Origin of the sequence: Allobosea sp. NPDC003192 (genome assembly GCF_050275675.1) — a bacterium.
Lineage (GTDB): Bacteria > Pseudomonadota > Alphaproteobacteria > Rhizobiales > Beijerinckiaceae > Allobosea.
Genome location: NZ_JBNNPK010000018.1, coordinates 1 through 14,384, shown reverse-complemented (window position 1 = coordinate 14,384; position 14,384 = coordinate 1). Strand labels below are relative to the sequence as shown.

General features: G+C 66.5%; 14 protein-coding genes. 5 read left to right on the top strand and 9 right to left on the bottom strand.

The window, feature by feature from the left end:
* Window positions 1-33 precede the first annotated feature (33 nt).
* The gene (locus tag ACQKLX_RS21735; RefSeq protein WP_427363641.1) at window positions 34-1,863 is read right to left on the bottom strand and encodes an aminopeptidase P family protein; all 1,830 of its coding nucleotides are present in this window, start codon (window positions 1,861-1,863) and stop codon (window positions 34-36) included.
* 302 nt (window positions 1,864-2,165) lie between these two features.
* On the opposite strand from ACQKLX_RS21735, the gene ACQKLX_RS21730 reads away from it, so the two are divergent.
* Both ACQKLX_RS21730 and ACQKLX_RS21725 read left to right on the top strand, forming a co-directional pair.
* Window positions 2,166-2,411, top strand: coding sequence for a hypothetical protein (locus tag ACQKLX_RS21730; protein ID WP_427363640.1), 246 nt, complete (start codon window positions 2,166-2,168; stop codon window positions 2,409-2,411).
* 59 nt (window positions 2,412-2,470) lie between these two features.
* Window positions 2,471-2,599: a hypothetical protein gene (locus ACQKLX_RS21725; RefSeq protein WP_326875042.1), complete on the top strand. Its 129-nt coding sequence runs from the start codon at window positions 2,471-2,473 to the stop codon at window positions 2,597-2,599.
* 26 nt (window positions 2,600-2,625) lie between these two features.
* On the opposite strand, the gene ACQKLX_RS21720 is transcribed toward ACQKLX_RS21725, so the two are convergent.
* Complete coding sequence (locus ACQKLX_RS21720; RefSeq protein WP_427363639.1) at window positions 2,626-3,573, bottom strand: 50S ribosomal protein L11 methyltransferase; 948 nt, start codon at window positions 3,571-3,573, stop codon at window positions 2,626-2,628.
* Window positions 3,574-3,694: 121 nt separating this feature from the next.
* Window positions 3,695-4,450: an SDR family oxidoreductase gene (locus ACQKLX_RS21715; RefSeq protein WP_427363638.1), complete on the bottom strand. Its 756-nt coding sequence runs from the start codon at window positions 4,448-4,450 to the stop codon at window positions 3,695-3,697.
* Between the two features lie 124 nt (window positions 4,451-4,574).
* On the opposite strand from ACQKLX_RS21715, the gene ACQKLX_RS21710 reads away from it, so the two are divergent.
* Window positions 4,575-4,970 carry a winged helix-turn-helix transcriptional regulator gene (locus ACQKLX_RS21710; protein WP_244543479.1) on the top strand — a complete coding sequence of 132 codons (396 nt, stop codon included), beginning with the start codon at window positions 4,575-4,577 and terminating at the stop codon, window positions 4,968-4,970.
* Window positions 4,971-4,999: 29 nt separating this feature from the next.
* Here the strand turns inward: ACQKLX_RS21710 and ACQKLX_RS21705 are convergent, their stop codons facing one another.
* From ACQKLX_RS21705 to ACQKLX_RS21685, 5 genes are all read right to left on the bottom strand, one after another.
* Window positions 5,000-5,488, bottom strand: a complete 489-nt coding sequence (locus tag ACQKLX_RS21705) for a hypothetical protein (protein WP_427363637.1) — start codon at window positions 5,486-5,488, stop codon at window positions 5,000-5,002.
* 127 nt (window positions 5,489-5,615) lie between these two features.
* The gene (locus ACQKLX_RS21700) at window positions 5,616-6,200 is read right to left on the bottom strand and encodes a TetR/AcrR family transcriptional regulator (protein ID WP_427363636.1); all 585 of its coding nucleotides are present in this window, start codon (window positions 6,198-6,200) and stop codon (window positions 5,616-5,618) included.
* 84 nt (window positions 6,201-6,284) lie between these two features.
* The gene (locus ACQKLX_RS21695; protein ID WP_427363635.1) at window positions 6,285-6,581 is read right to left on the bottom strand and encodes a type II toxin-antitoxin system HicB family antitoxin; all 297 of its coding nucleotides are present in this window, start codon (window positions 6,579-6,581) and stop codon (window positions 6,285-6,287) included.
* Between the two features lie 6 nt (window positions 6,582-6,587).
* Window positions 6,588-7,220: a hypothetical protein gene (locus ACQKLX_RS21690; protein WP_427363634.1), complete on the bottom strand. Its 633-nt coding sequence runs from the start codon at window positions 7,218-7,220 to the stop codon at window positions 6,588-6,590.
* A gap of 23 nt (window positions 7,221-7,243) precedes the next feature.
* Window positions 7,244-9,616: a UvrD-helicase domain-containing protein gene (locus tag ACQKLX_RS21685; RefSeq protein ID WP_427363633.1), complete on the bottom strand. Its 2,373-nt coding sequence runs from the start codon at window positions 9,614-9,616 to the stop codon at window positions 7,244-7,246.
* Window positions 9,617-9,877: 261 nt separating this feature from the next.
* Between ACQKLX_RS21685 and ACQKLX_RS21680 the strand changes: the two genes are divergently transcribed.
* Together ACQKLX_RS21680 and ACQKLX_RS21675 are read left to right on the top strand one after the other, a co-directional pair.
* On the top strand, window positions 9,878-11,530 hold the full coding sequence (locus ACQKLX_RS21680) for an acyl-CoA dehydrogenase family protein (protein ID WP_427363632.1): 1,653 nt from the start codon (window positions 9,878-9,880) through the stop codon (window positions 11,528-11,530).
* A gap of 161 nt (window positions 11,531-11,691) precedes the next feature.
* Window positions 11,692-13,677: a PAS domain-containing protein gene (locus ACQKLX_RS21675; RefSeq protein ID WP_427363764.1), complete on the top strand. Its 1,986-nt coding sequence runs from the start codon at window positions 11,692-11,694 to the stop codon at window positions 13,675-13,677.
* A gap of 6 nt (window positions 13,678-13,683) precedes the next feature.
* Here the strand turns inward: ACQKLX_RS21675 and msrB are convergent, their stop codons facing one another.
* The gene (msrB, locus tag ACQKLX_RS21670) at window positions 13,684-14,115 is read right to left on the bottom strand and encodes a peptide-methionine (R)-S-oxide reductase MsrB (RefSeq protein WP_427363763.1); all 432 of its coding nucleotides are present in this window, start codon (window positions 14,113-14,115) and stop codon (window positions 13,684-13,686) included.
* Between the last annotated feature and the right edge of the window lie 269 nt (window positions 14,116-14,384).

The following is a 14,384-nucleotide window of genomic DNA, read 5'->3' as shown; positions in this document are numbered from 1 at the left end:
CTTCCAGGAGAGGGGATCCCCCGCCTCATCTTCTCACAACGGCAAACACGCCTGCTCGAGCCAGGCCTTCGCCTCGCCCTCGACCAGCGGCGCGAGGTTGCTCCAGACTTGGGTGTGATAGGCGTTGATCCAGGCGAGTTCGCCTTCGTCGAGCAGCGAGAGGTCGATGAGCGCCCGCTCATAGGGGCACCAGGTCACCGTCTCGAAGCCGTACATGGTGCGCTCGGCGCCGGGAATCTGGCGTTCCTCGACCACGATCAAGTTCTCGATCCGGATTCCGTAGGCGCCCTCCTTGTAGTAGCCGGGCTCGTTCGAGAGGATCATGCCGGGCTCGAGCGGGGTGGTGCCGAGTTTCGAAAGCCGCTGCGGCCCCTCATGCACCGAGAGATAGCTGCCGACGCCATGGCCGGTGCCGTGGTCGAAATCCAGCCCGGCCTGCCAGAGCGGGGCGCGCGCGAAGGCGTCGAGCTGGGCGCCCGAGGTGCCCTTCGGGAAGACGGCGCGCGAGATCGCGAGATGGCCCTTGAGCACGCGGGTATAGCGATCGCGCATCTCGGCCGTGGGCTCGCCAACCGCCATGGTGCGGGTGATGTCGGTGGTGCCGTCCTCGTACTGACCACCGGAATCGACCAGGAAGATGCCGGGCTCGATCCTGCGGTTGCTGGCTTCGGTGACGCGGTAATGCGGCAAGGCTGCATTCGGGCCGGCGCCGGCGATGGTGGTGAAGGAGACGTCGCGCAGTTCGCCGGTCTTCAGCCGCTCGACCTCCAGCGCCGCGACGGCGTCGATTTCGGTCAGGCCGCCCTTCGGCGCCTCGCGCGCCAGCCAGGACAGGAAGCGGACGATTGCGGCGCCGTCGCGCAAGTGGGCCCGGCGGCTGCCGGCGAGCTCGGCCTCGTTCTTCCTGGCCTTCATCAGCGCGATCGGGTCGGTCCCGGCTTCGGGCGTGCCGCCGGCGTCCCGGATCAGCGTGGCGAGCGCGGAGGCCGCCGTCGCGGAATCGAGCCGGACCTTGGCCTTGGCGGCGCCGAGCGCCTTGAGCTGCTGCTCCAGCGCCTGCGGCGGAGCGATCTCGCCGAGCGCGCCGATGGCGTCGCCGGCCTCGTTGGTGATCTTCTCCGGGGCGAGGAAGACGGTCGGGCGGCCTTCGCGCGGCACGATGGCATAGCCGAGCGGCAGCGGCGTGTGCTCGACATCGCCGCCGCGGATGTTGAAGGCCCAGGCCAAAGCGTGCGGATCGGAGAGGACGAGTGCGTCGACCTTAGCCTTGGCCAGCTCCTTCTGGATGCGGGCGAGCTTGTCGGCGCTGCTTTCGCCGGCATAGGCGGCGGGGTGTGCCTTGACCGGGGCTGTCGGCGGCGCCGGACGGTCGCTCCAGAGCGCGTCGATCGGGTTCGGCGTCACCGGGACGAGCATGCCGCCCGCCGCCGAGACGGCCTTCTCCAACCTGGCGACGCCATCGACGGTGTGGAGCCAGGGGTCGTAGCCGAGCTTGCCGCCGGCCGGCAGATTGGCCTCGACCCATTTGTCGAGCGGGGTCTCTTCCATCTTCGTCGGCGTCACGACGGCGGTGTCGGTCTGCGCTGCCGATTGGATAGTGTAGCGGCCATCGACGATCAGCGCCGCCTTGTCGGCGAGCACGACGGCGTTGCCGGCCGAGCCGGTGAAGCCGGTCAGCCAGGCGAGGCGGGCCATATGGGCGGGAACGTATTCGCCCTGGTGCTCGTCGGCGCGCGGAACGATGAAGCCGTCGAGGCCCTGTTTCGCCAGGGCGGCGCGCAAGGCGGCGACACGCGGCGCGACCTGCGAGGGATCGCTCGGCTCGGAGAAGGACTGGAAACGGCAGGCTTGGGAATCGGTCATGTCGGGCTCGGCAAGGCGGGATTTGCCGCATGCTCGCCTCCGCGCGCGCGAAAGGCCAGTGCAAAACTGCCGTTTCGCCCCTGCTTCCGCAGCAGGCGCATACTGGCTCGCATTTGAGCTATCTGCCTCTTGGTTATGCGACGTGCGCACTCGTTAACGGATTTTATTTTTCGTTATGCGTTTTATGCATATTGAGCAGATGCGAACATATCTTCTCGCAAGTGCGAAGACGGCCCACTTTAGTCGCATAAGAGAACGAGGAAGCGACCGGGACTGTCCTTCGTGATCTGAGGAGAGACCCTATGACCTATGTGCTGAATTCCACCGACGTCCTTCCGGTCGCGACCCGCGCCGAGATGACGGAAACCAAGACTGCCGGCCAGGGCTTCTGGCAGCGTCTCTATGCCGCGATGATCGAGAGCCGCCGCCGTTCGGCCCTGCGTGAGCTGCGCGCCCATCACTATCTGGTGCGCGAGAGCGAGCTGGTGCTCGGCGGCTTCCCGCAGACGACGCTGAAAGGCGACGCCGAGCTGCCTTTCAACCGCTGAACTTCAAGTGCTGCTGGCCGCGAACCGCGCCGCGCGCTTCAAACAAAGGAACCAAGACCATGATCGCCATCGTCAAGCATGCTTATGACTCGATCGTCGACGCCGCGAAGTTCGCGGCCGCGGTCTGGCACGACGCCCGCGCACTGCAGGCTGAAGCCGAAGGAAAGTACGGCCATCTCGGCTTCTGAGCGCAGCAGCGCTCGAAGCGATAGGCCTAGTAGAGGCGGCGCGGCCTGGCGGCTGCGCCGCCTCTTTTCATGACCAGCGTCGCCCAGCCCTCGCGCGAAGAGCGCTTCGCCAGCGCCAGCCCCTGATGGCGATAGGCCGACACCACGCCGGCGACGTCCATCTCCAGCAGTCCCGACAGGATCACCGTGCCGTCATCCGACAGGGCACGGGCGATCGCGGGCGCCAGCTTGCGCAGCGGGCCGGCGAGGATGTTGGCGAAGATCAGGTCGAAATGTCGGGGGCGATCCGCCTTGGCGTGGCGCAGGCCCGGCGCGACATAGAGGTCGAGCGCCTGCGGGGCGTGGTTGATCCGGGCATTGCTGGCGGAGACCTCGACCGCGATCGCGTCGATGTCGCCGGCGACGACCTTGCGCTTGACCTGCTTGGCGAGCGCGAGCGCGAGGATGCCCGTGCCGGTGCCGACATCGATGGCGTTCCTCGGTCGACGCTTTTTCAATTCCGCGTCGAGCGCCAGCAGGCAGCCGGCGGTGGTGCCGTGATGGCCGGTGCCGAAGGCGAGCGCCGCTGCGATCTCGATGGCGACGTCGTTGACCTTCACGGCGTCGCGGTCATGCGAGCCGTGGACGAGGACCCTGCCGGCGCGCACCGGCTGCAGGCCGTCCAGGCTGGCGGCGACCCAATCCTGCTGCTTCACCGTGGTGAAGGGCGTGGCATCGATGCTGTCGCCGACGATGGGGCGGAGCATGTCGCGCACCGCTTCTTCGTCCGGGTGCGTCGCGAAATAGATCTCGACCTTCCAGGGCGCGTTCAGCGACAGGGTGGTGACGCCGCTCTCGACCTCGAAGGCGGAGACGGCCGTTTCTGTGGGATCGAAGACCTCGCCCAGGAGCTCGGTCAAGGCGCGCGCCTTGTCGCCGCTGGTTTCGAGTTCGAGGACGGTCGCGACCGTCGATGGCAGGAGGCCTTCGCGCATGGGCGCGGCTTAGCAGGGTGGCGGCGGCTTGTCATTCGGTTGCGCATTCTCCGCTGGTCGTCCCGGATCGGCGCCGCTATCGCGGCTTGTCCGGGACGACCGGCGCACAAGTGCAGGGCGCTCAGCCGTGCTGCGCGGCGAGCTGGGCGAAGATAGCGTCGAGCTGGCCGTTCTCGGCGGCGAAACGCAGCGGCTTGCAGCGCTCGACGATGACCTCGCCCGAGGCCGGGGCGCTTTCGAGCAGCGCCATCACTTCGGCGATGAACTCGGCCAGGGGCATCGCTGCGGGATCGACCGCCTGCTGCGGGCCGAGCAGTTCTGTCTGGACGTAAGGCGGGGCGATCTCGATGACCTCGACCGGGGTCGTCTTGAGCTGCTCGCGCAGCGCCATCGACCAGGAATGGATCGCGGCCTTGGTCGCGCTGTAGGTCGGCGTCGTCGCCAGCGGCACGAAGGCGAGGCCGGAGGAGACGGTCAGGATCGCCGCCCGCTCCTGCTTCAGCAGGTGCGGCAGTAGCGCGGATGTGAGCCGGATCGGGCCGAGCAGGTTGGTCGCGATCGTGTCCTCGGCGGTAGCGAGGAAATCGCCCGCCGCGATCGCCTCGCTGCGCATGATGCCGGCATTGTGGATGACGACATTGAGCGCCGGGAAGCTCTCGACCGCCTGCCGCGCGAAGGCCGCGACATCGTCCTTGTCCTGGATGTCGAGCAGGAGCGCCTCCATGCCCGGATTGGCGGATGTCACCTCGTGCAGGAGCTGCTCGCGCCGGCCGGCGATGACGACCTGGTTGCCGGCCTTGTGGAAGGCCTCCGCCAGCGCCCGGCCGATGCCGGAGCCGCCGCCGGTGATGAGGATGGTGTTGCCGGTGATGTTCATCGCAAATCCCTTTCCTGGTTGCGAGACATCAGCTGGCGTCGCTACTCTCTAGTGGAAAGAAGGCGCCCAAAGGTTCGATACGCACCAAAAGGAGAGTGTCGGCATGCATGCGATCCGCGAGGCGATGGCCGCGATGCATAAGCGCAGCGAGGAGATCCCGCCGGTCTCGAAGGCGGTGGAGTCGCTGGTGCGGCAGGTGATCGCGCAGGTCGCCGACAAATGGACGATGCTGGTGCTGGAGGCGCTGGAGGAGCACGGCACGCTGCGCTTCACCGAATGCGGGCGGATCGTCGGCGGCATCAGCCAGAAGATGCTGACCAAGACGCTGCGCGAGATGGAGCGCGACGGGCTGGTGGTGCGCACCGTCCATCCGGTGATCCCGCCGCATGTCGACTACACGCTGACCGAGCTCGGTCGCGAGCTCAGCGCGGCCTTCTGCGGCGTCTGGACCTGGGCCGAGACCTATCATGCCGAGGTCTCGGCAGCGCGAAGGGCGTTTCGGGAGCGGGAGGAGGGGTAGGCACCGGCCGCGGGGCCGAACACCCTCTTTCATGCCGTCGCTGTCTTGCCCTTTCTGCGCAGATGGATGATCTGCGCGGTCACGCCGACCACGAGCGCAGCGAGGATGCCGCCCTGCACGCTGAGAAGCAGAGGGGATTTCAGGTCTGTGACGAACGGGTGCCCGTCCGGAACGCGGCGCAGGATTTCGGTGGCGGTCGGCAGCATCAGCAGGAACACCGTCACGCTGAGGGTTATGGTCTCGACATAAGTCGCGACCACCAGGGAGACCGGCAGGCGGCCGACGGAATAGCCCACCGCGAGAAGCAGCAGCGTCAGCGCGCCGATGATGTAGCTCACCGGCTGATGTCCGACGAGAAAGACCGTGGCGGCGCCGATTACCATGGAGATCAGGTAGAGGGTGCCCGCAGGCGAGCGCGGCACGATCCGGCCATGGACCGCCAGCATGTAGGCTGCGGCGGGAATCGCGGGCAGGCTGCCGAGCGTGTGCACCCAGCCGAGCGTCGAAATGCCGAACATGAGACGTGTCCTTTCTTTGAGTGCCTGACGGTGTTGCGGGGCAGTCGCGACAAGCCGTTCAGGGAAGTTATATCTATCTACTAGTTGGTAGGTTCATGGCGTGCGCTTCACGTTTGGAGAGGGCTCTCTAGCCCCGAGCCGTCAGGCGCTCCAGGAGCGGGCGGGTGATGACGCCGAACATCCTGGGATCGCCATAGGCGCGCGCCGAGAGCATCGCGCCATGGACGCTGGCCATGAAGGCCTCGGCTTCGGCCTTGGCCGTGTCGGTGAGGTGCAGGCCGCCCTGCCGCGCTCCGCGTTCGAGAACCGAGGTCAGCCAGGCGGAGAGCGCTCTGAAATGTGCCCGCACCTCAAGGGCGACCTCTTCAGGCAGCACTGGGATCTGGCTTGCCAGCAAGGCGCAGACGCAGAACGGCGCGCTGGCGTCGGCGATGCAGGCCTCCCAATAGCCGATATAGGCGCGCAATTGATCGGCGGGGTCGGCGACCTGGCGCTCGAGAGCGGCGATGCCCGCCTCGGCCTCTTCGCGATAGCGGGCGACGAGCGTGCGGACGAGGTCGGACTTGCTCGGAAAATGGTGGTGGATGCTGGCGTTGCGGATGCCGACCACCTTGGCGATGTCGGCATAGCTGAAGCCATTATAGCCGCCCTCGATCAGCAGCGAACGCGCGCAGCTCAGGATTTCGTCGTAGGTCGTGGTGGGGCCAAGCATGAATTTTTCTACCTACTAGTAAGTAGGCAGTCAAGTTTGCGAGGATGGGGTCAACGGCCGGGACGTGCCAGGATGAGCGCTGGGCTATTCCGCTGCCGGCTGGAAGGCGAGGCTCGGTGCTGGAATGAGGGCGATCGCGTGGGCCGCCATGTCGGCCGCAACCTCGGGATCGGCCTTCAGTTCGCTCGGCGTGCGGGCGCGCGGGATCGCCTTGCCGTCCTCGATCATCGACTTGATCCAGAGCGCCAGGGCTTCTGGCGCGTTCGCCATCGCTTCGTCCAGCGTGTCGCCGGCCGAGAAGCAGCCGGGCAGGTCCGGGAACCAGACGCCGACGGCATGGTCCGGACCAGCATCCTCGATGATGGCGACGTAATGGGTCATTTGCCCTCAAGGAGTTGCTAGGATTTCTGCAAAGACCTCTGGGAACTCTGCTTCGCTGCCTTCGATCAGTTTTTGGACAAGCTGGTCAGGAGCGTTCTGCCCTTCTTCATGCGTCGCAAGGTCGAGATAAACATTCTCACCACCCTTGTTCTTGGCGAAGATGATCCAGTCGCCAGTCAAGCGGTTGGCTTGCGACCGATCGGAAGCTCCGCCTATTACGAACCGATGGACCGTGCGCATAATCATTTTCTCGATATCGGAGCCCGATTGAGACCCGCTCTCTTCGATCATCGCCCTTAGTTCTTTGTTGCCTCCTTTCGCGATGCCCCATCGTTCACCGATGTTGCGCACGAAATGTCGAGATGTCGAAAAATGCTTGTGCCAGAAGCCTTTGAGTGGAGGTCTGCGGAACGGTGCAGCGGGCTTAGTGTTCAAAGGTGCTCGGAGCCCTTCGAGAGCTTCAATTTCATCCAGTACGTCTCGGGCTTCGCCGCGGCGGCTTTCAAGATCAATTAGCCGAATGCAAAGCGCCAAGCTCAGCCGGCTCCAGTAAGGGGCGCCCCCGGCCATATATTGCTTGATCGCTGCTATCTCGCCTGCGCCGAGACTTACCTTTGCGAGCTCTTTGGGCTGCACCATTAGCGGTGTCCAACTCCCCGAAACTACCCCGCCTTCTGCACAAAGCTGTCCAGCACCATCTTCCTCCCGGCCTTGTCGAAATCCACCGTCAGCTTGTTGCCGTCGACGCTGGCGACCGAGCCCGGGCCGAACTTGACGTGGAAGACGCGGGCGCCGGGGTCGTAGGCCGAGGTCCCCGTCGACTTCGCCGTCAGCTCGCCCTCGATCAGCATCGGGCCGCGCTGACGGCCGCCGCCTGAGCCGAAGCCGCGCTGGCCGGCGTCGGAGAATCCGGAGCCTCCGCCCGAACTGAACTTGGCCTTGTTCTCCTGGGCGCGCTGCCAGCCCGGCGTCTGGTAGGAGGAGCCGAAGCTTTCCATCCGCTCGAAGCGCGAGGCGCCGTAGCCGCCCTGGCTGTAGGCCGTCGGCGCCTGGACGACCTCTACGTGGTCCTCAGGCAATTCGTCGATGAAGCGCGAGGGCAGGCTCGACTGCCAGAGGCCGTGGATGCGGCGGTTCGAGGCGAAATAGAGTTTCAGCCGCTTGCGGGCGCGGGTCAGGCCGACATGGGCGAGGCGGCGCTCCTCTTCGAGTCCGGCGCGGCCGTTCTCGTCGAGGGCGCGCTGGCTCGGGAACAGCCCTTCCTCCCAGCCGGGCAGGAAGACGGTGTCGAATTCCAGCCCCTTGGCGGCATGCAGCGTCATGATCGAGACGCGGGCGCCGCCATCGCCGCTATCGGCGTCCATCACCAGCGAGACGTGCTCGAGGAAGGCCGGCAGGTCGGGGAACTCGTCGAGCGAGCGGACGAGTTCCTTGAGGTTCTCGAGGCGCCCGGCGGCGTCGGCCGAGCGGTCCTTCTGCCACATCTCGGTGTAGCCGCTTTCCTCCAGCACCAGCTCGGCGAGCTCGCCCTGCTGCATCGCCTCGGCCTTGGCCTGCCAGCGGCCGAAGGCCTCGACCAGCTCGCGCAGAGTGGTGCGGGCCTTGGGCTTCAGCTCCTCGCTCTCGACCACGACGCGGGCCGCCTGCAGCAGCGAGATCTGCGCGGCGCGGGCGTAATTGTGCAGGATCTGGATGGTGGCGTCGCCGAGGCCGCGCTTGGGCACGTTGACGATGCGCTCGAAGGCGAGATCGTCGGTCGGGCTCACCACGCAGCGCAGATAGGCCATCGCGTCGCGGATCTCGGCGCGCTCGTAGAAGCGCGGGCCGCCGATGACACGATAGGGCACGCCGACATGGACGAAGCGTTCCTCGATCTCGCGCATCTGCGCGGAGATGCGGACGAGGATCGCGACCTCGGCGAGGTTCTCGCCCTTGGACTGCATCGCCTCGACCTCGTCCGAGATCAGGCGGGCTTCCTCCTGGCTGTCCCAGGCGCCGGTGATGGTGACCTTCTCGCCGGCCTCGTCCTCGGTGCGCAGCGTCTTGCCGAGGCGGCCCTCATTGCGAGCGATCAGCTTGGCGGCGGTGGCCAGGATATGGCCGGTCGAGCGGTAATTGCGCTCCAGCCGGACCACGGTCGCGCCCGGAAAATCGTGCTCGAAGCGCAGGATGTTGTCGACCTCGGCGCCGCGCCAGCCATAGATCGACTGGTCGTCGTCGCCGACGCAGGCGATGTTGCGCCGGCCCTGGGCGAGCAGGCGCAGCCAGAGATACTGGGCGACGTTGGTGTCCTGATACTCGTCGACAAGGATGTATCGGAAGCGCTCGTGATAGCTCGCCAGCACGTCCGGATGCTCGCGGAACAGCGTCAGGCAGTGCAGCAGGAGATCGCCGAAATCGACGGCGTTCAGCGTCTTCAGCCGGTCCTGATAGGCGGCGTAGAGCTTGCCGCCCTTGCCCGACGCAAAGACGCCGGCCTCGCCCGGCGGCACGTCCTTCGGCGCGAGCCCGCGGTTCTTCCAGGAGTCGATGAAGCCTGCCAGCATGCGGCCGGGCCAGCGCTTCTCGTCGATCCCTTCCGCCTGGATCACCTGCTTCATCAGGCGGATCTGGTCGTCGGTGTCGAGGATGGTGAAGTCGGAGCGCAGGTCGAGCAATTCGGCATGGCGGCGCAGCAGCTTGGCCGAGATCGAGTGGAAGGTGCCGAGCCAGGGCATGCCCTCGGCGACCGGGCCGACGAGATGGGCGACGCGCTCCTTCATCTCGCGCGCCGCCTTGTTGGTGAAGGTCACCGACAGGATCTGCGAGGGGAAGGCGCGGCCCGTCGCGATGAGGTGCGCGATGCGGGTGGTGAGTACGCGGGTCTTGCCGGTGCCAGCGCCGGCCAGAACCAAGACGGGCCCGTCGGTCGCCTCGACCGCCAGGCGCTGTTCCGGATTGAGCCCTATGAGATAGCCGGCAGCCGGCTGCGCCGCCGCGCGCGATGCGAGGCCGCCGGGACGGGGCAGGGGGGCTGAGGTGGTGTGATCTGACAAGGGCGATGCTGCTCGATCGTGATTCGTTCCGCGGTCAATATAGGGTGTCGCGCCGGCGATTGCTGGATCATGCTGTGGAGGGTTGGACGGCTTGCCCATTCTTCCCGAAAGCCCTCATCCTGAGGAGCGGGCTCCAGCCCGCGTCTCGAAGGATACTCCAGGAGGTTCGGGAGGCATCTGGAGCATCCTTCGAGACGCCATTTCTGACGAAACGGCTCCTCAGGATGAGGGCTGAGAGAGTTTAGATCCCAGGAGCGACCGATGCCGTCAGCAGGATCATCGCCAGGGCACGCCCATCACGTCACCAATCAGGTGCCGCCGCTGGCCGATTACGACGCCTATGCCGCCGATCCGGTGCTGAAGGCGGCCGTCGCTGCCTTCGATGCCGGCTGGGCCAGTGAGCGGCTGCACGATGCCGGCCGGACGGTCGGCGCCGCCGAGACGATCGAGATGGCGCGGCTCGCCAACCGGCACGGGCCAGAACTGCGCAGCCATGACCGCTTCGGCAACCGGATCGACCAGATCGAGTTCCATCCGGCCTGGCACGCGCTGATGGCCCGCGCCATCGGCCAGGAGACCCACGCGCTCGCCTGGAACAAGCCGGGGCCGGGCGCGCAGGTGGCGCGGGCCGCCCTGCAATATCTCTGGTATGGCTGCGAGAGCGGCATCTGCTGCCCGATCTCGATGACCTATTCGGCCATCCCCGTGCTGAAGCAGGACCGGGCGCTCTGGACCCAATGGGGCGGGCTGATCTCCTCGAAGAGCTACGACAAGTCGCAGGGACCGGCAGCGGGCAAGCTAGGGGCGATCGTCGGCATGGCGATGACCGAGACACAGGGCGGCTCGGACCTGCGCCAGACCCAGACCATCGCCTATGACAATCGCGACGGCACCTATTCGCTGCATGGGAGCAAATGGTTCTTCTCGGTGCCGCATTCCGACGTCTTCCTGACGCTGGCGCGCAATGAGGAAGGCATCTCCTGTTTCGTCGTGCCGGGCTGGCGGCCGGATGGCGAGCGCAACGGCATCGCGATCCAGCGGCTCAAGGACAAATGCGGCAACCGCTCGAACGCCTCATCCGAGGTCGAGTTCCGCGGCGCGATCGGCCATATGCTGGGCGATCCCGGCCGGGGCCTGCGCACCGGCCTGTCGATGAACCACAATACGCGGCTCGACATCGCCGCGGCCTCGGCCGGGCTGATGCGGCAGGCGGTGATGCTCGCCGGCCATCACGCCCAGCACCGCACCGCGTTCCAGCGCCTCTTGATCGACCAGCCGATCATGCAGAACGTGCTCGCTGACCTTGCGATCGAGGCGGAGGCCGCCGCCTGGCTCGCCTTTAGGCTGTTTGCGGCGGTGGATCGGCAGGAGCAGTCGGAGAGCGAGAAGTTGCTGGCCCGGATCGGCGCGCCGCTGGCGAAATACTGGGTGGCGAAGCGTACGCCCGTCGTCGTGGTCGAGGCGCTGGAGTGCCATGGCGGCAACGGTTTCATCGAGGAGAACCCGATGGCGCGGCATTATCGCGAGGCGCCGCTCAACTCGGTCTGGGAGGGCTCGGGCAACGTCATCTGCCTCGACGTGCTGCGCTCGCTCGAGCGCGAGCCAGGCTCGCTGCAGGCATTGCGCGCCGAGTTCCATGCGGTTTCCGGTCAGGACCGACGCTATGACGCGGCTCTGCAGGCGCTCGACAACGACCTGCACGAGCTCATCCGGCATGAGGGCCAGGCGCGCCTGCTGACCGAGCGATTGGCGCTGATGCTGCAAGGTGCGCTGCTGATCCGCCATGCGCCGCATGCGGTGGCGGACGCCTTCGTCGCGACGCGGCTCGGTGGGCACTGGTCCGGCCAGTTCGGCGACCTGCCGCTGGCGGTCGATGCAGTGACGCTGGCCAGAAGGGCGGTGCCGGAGGTTTGACGACGGCCGCACAAAGCCATCTTTTCTCACTTGCGCCCGCATGCGAAGGAACCAGCAGCCGGCGCCGCGCATTCTGTCGTGTCGGAGCAGTTCAGCTCGACATTTGCGGAACGATCGACGTGCAAAGCGACGCCGGCCTCATCGCCCCCATCCTGACGCAGATGTTCGAGCAGGCGCCGACCTTCATGGCGTTGCTGCGCGGGCCGGAACACCGCTTCGATCTCGCCAATCCAAGCTATCTCAGATTGATCGGCGATCGCGAGATCGTTGGCCGTACCCTGGCGGAGGCGTTGCCTGACGCCGTTGCGCAGGGTGTCGTGGGCATCCTTGACGACGTCTATCGCACCGGCGTGCCCTACACCGCGAACGGCGCGCGCTTCCTGATTCAGGCCGAGCCCGGCGGGCCGACGCAGGAGCGCTTCCTCGATTTCGTCTACCAGCCGCTGCGCGACGCAGATGGCAAGGTCAACGCGATCTTCGTCGAGGGGGCCGACGTCACCGAGCGGACCCTGGCGGAACGGGCGCAGCGCGACAGCGAAGCGCTGTACAAGGGGCTCTTCGACGCCATCGACGAAGGCTTCTGCATCATCGAGTTCTTCGACGGCCCGCACGGCCCAGCCAGCGACTATGTCCATATCCGGGCCAATGCCGCCTATGAGCGGCATGCCGGCATCCCCAATGTCGTCGGCCAGAAGCTGCGCGAGATGGTGCCGGACGAGGCGGATGCTTGGGTGGCGCGCTATGGCGCCGTGCTGCGTACCGGCGAGCCGATCCGCTTCCAGCAGGAACTCGTCGCGACCGGCCGCTATCTCGATCTCGCCGCGGTCCGCATCGATCCGCCGAGCCGCAGGCAGGTTGCCGTCATCTTCCAGGACATCACCGCCCGCCGCAAAGCCGAGATCGCATTGGCCGAGCTCAATGCGACGCTGGAGCAGGAAGTCGAAAAGCGCTCGGCCGAGTTGATGAAGATCGAGGAGGCCTTGCGCCAGAGCCAGAAGATGGAGGCTGTCGGCCAGCTCACCGGGGGCATCGCCCACGACTTCAACAATATTCTCGCCGGTATCGGCGGCAGCCTCGAAATGGCGCAGGCGCGGATCGCGCAGGGACGGATCGCCGACACCGAGCGTTTCCTGACGGGCGCGAAGAGCGCAGTGCGCCGGGCCGCCAGCCTGACCGATCGGCTGCTCGCCTTCTCGCGGCGCCAGACGCTCGATCCCAAGCCGGTGAACGTGAACACGCTGGTCAACGGCATGCTCGACCTGATCACGCGCAGCGTCGGCCCGACGATCGCGATCGAGGCTGTCGGCGCTGCCGGCCTATGGACGGTCCATGCCGATGCCGGGCAACTCGAGAACGCGCTGCTCAACCTCTGCATCAATTCGCGTGACGCCATGCCCGATGGCGGCCGGCTGACGATCGAGACCTCCAATCGGTGGATGGACGAGCGGGCGGCCAAGGCGCGCGACCTGAAGCCGGGGCAATATGTCTCGCTGTGCGTTTCCGACACCGGCACGGGCATGACGGCGGACGTGGTCGAGCGCGCCTTTGACCCGTTCTTCACGACCAAGCCGATCGGGCAGGGCACCGGGCTCGGCCTGTCGATGGTCTACGGCTTTGCCGGCCAGTCCGGCGGTGCCGCGCGGATCTATTCAGAGCCCGGCAAAGGCACGATGATCTGCATCTATCTGCCGCGCCATATGGGCGAGGTCGTCGAAGCCGGCGAAGCCGCTTCGGATTTCGCTGATCCCGCGCCGGCCGCCGGCGGCGAGACCGTGCTCGTCGTCGATGACGAGCCGTTGGTGAGGATGCTCTGCGTCGAGCAGCTGGAAGAACTGGGATATGCCGTGATCGAAGCGGGTGACGGTCCCTCGGCGTTGAAGATCATCGAGACCAAGCAGCCGATCGACCTGCTCGTCACCGATGTCGGGCTGCCCCGCGGCATGAACGGGCGCCAGCTCGCCGACGCGGCGCGCGTGCGCCGGCCGGGGCTCGAAGTGCTGTTCGTGACCGGCTATGCCGAGAACGCCGTGCTCAACCACGGCCATCTCGAACCAGGCATGCACATCATGACCAAGCCGTTCGAGATGGAGGCCTTCGCAAGGCGCGTCCGCGACCTGATCGACGGGCGCAGGACGGCCAAACTCTGACGCAGGTCAGACTTCCGGCGCGAAATCCATCGCCACGCCGTTGATGCAGTAGCGCAGGCCGGTCGGCGGGGGGCCGTCGGGGAAGACATGGCCGAGATGGCCGCCGCAATTGGCGCAGTGCACCTCGACCCGGTGCATGCCGAAGCTGTAGTCTTCGCTTTCCTCGACCGCGCCTTCGAGCGGCTGGTCGAAGCTCGGCCAGCCGGTGCCGCTCTCAAACTTCTTGTGCGACTTGAACAGAGGCTGGCCGCAGCCGACGCAGGAGAACGTGCCGGCGCGCTTCTCGAAGTTCAGCGCGCAGGAGCCCGCCCGCTCGGTCCCATGGCCGCGCAGCACCCGGTATTGCTCCGGCGTCAGCTTCGCGCGCCATTCTGCATCGGTGAGCTGGAAGGGGTAGTCGCGCTCCGCCGGCTTCCCCGTCTTGGCGAACATGTCCATCAGGCCCATGCGAGGCTCCTTTCCGTGCGCTCTTGTTCGATTGTCGCGCGAGATATGGGGATTTGTCTTCCTGATTTCAGCCCCGTGCAAGACGGCCTGTTTCACTTCCGCGTTGAGCGGCGACCGGTCTCTTCTCCGGCGCCGCCCCGCGTCACCCAACCGTCACGCGACTCCTCTAGAGCCCGCTCCCGCCTGCTTGCACCGCAAGCAGGCGGGGAAAAGCGGTCTCCAGATCAATTTGGAGGCGGATTCACTGATCAGGTCGATCC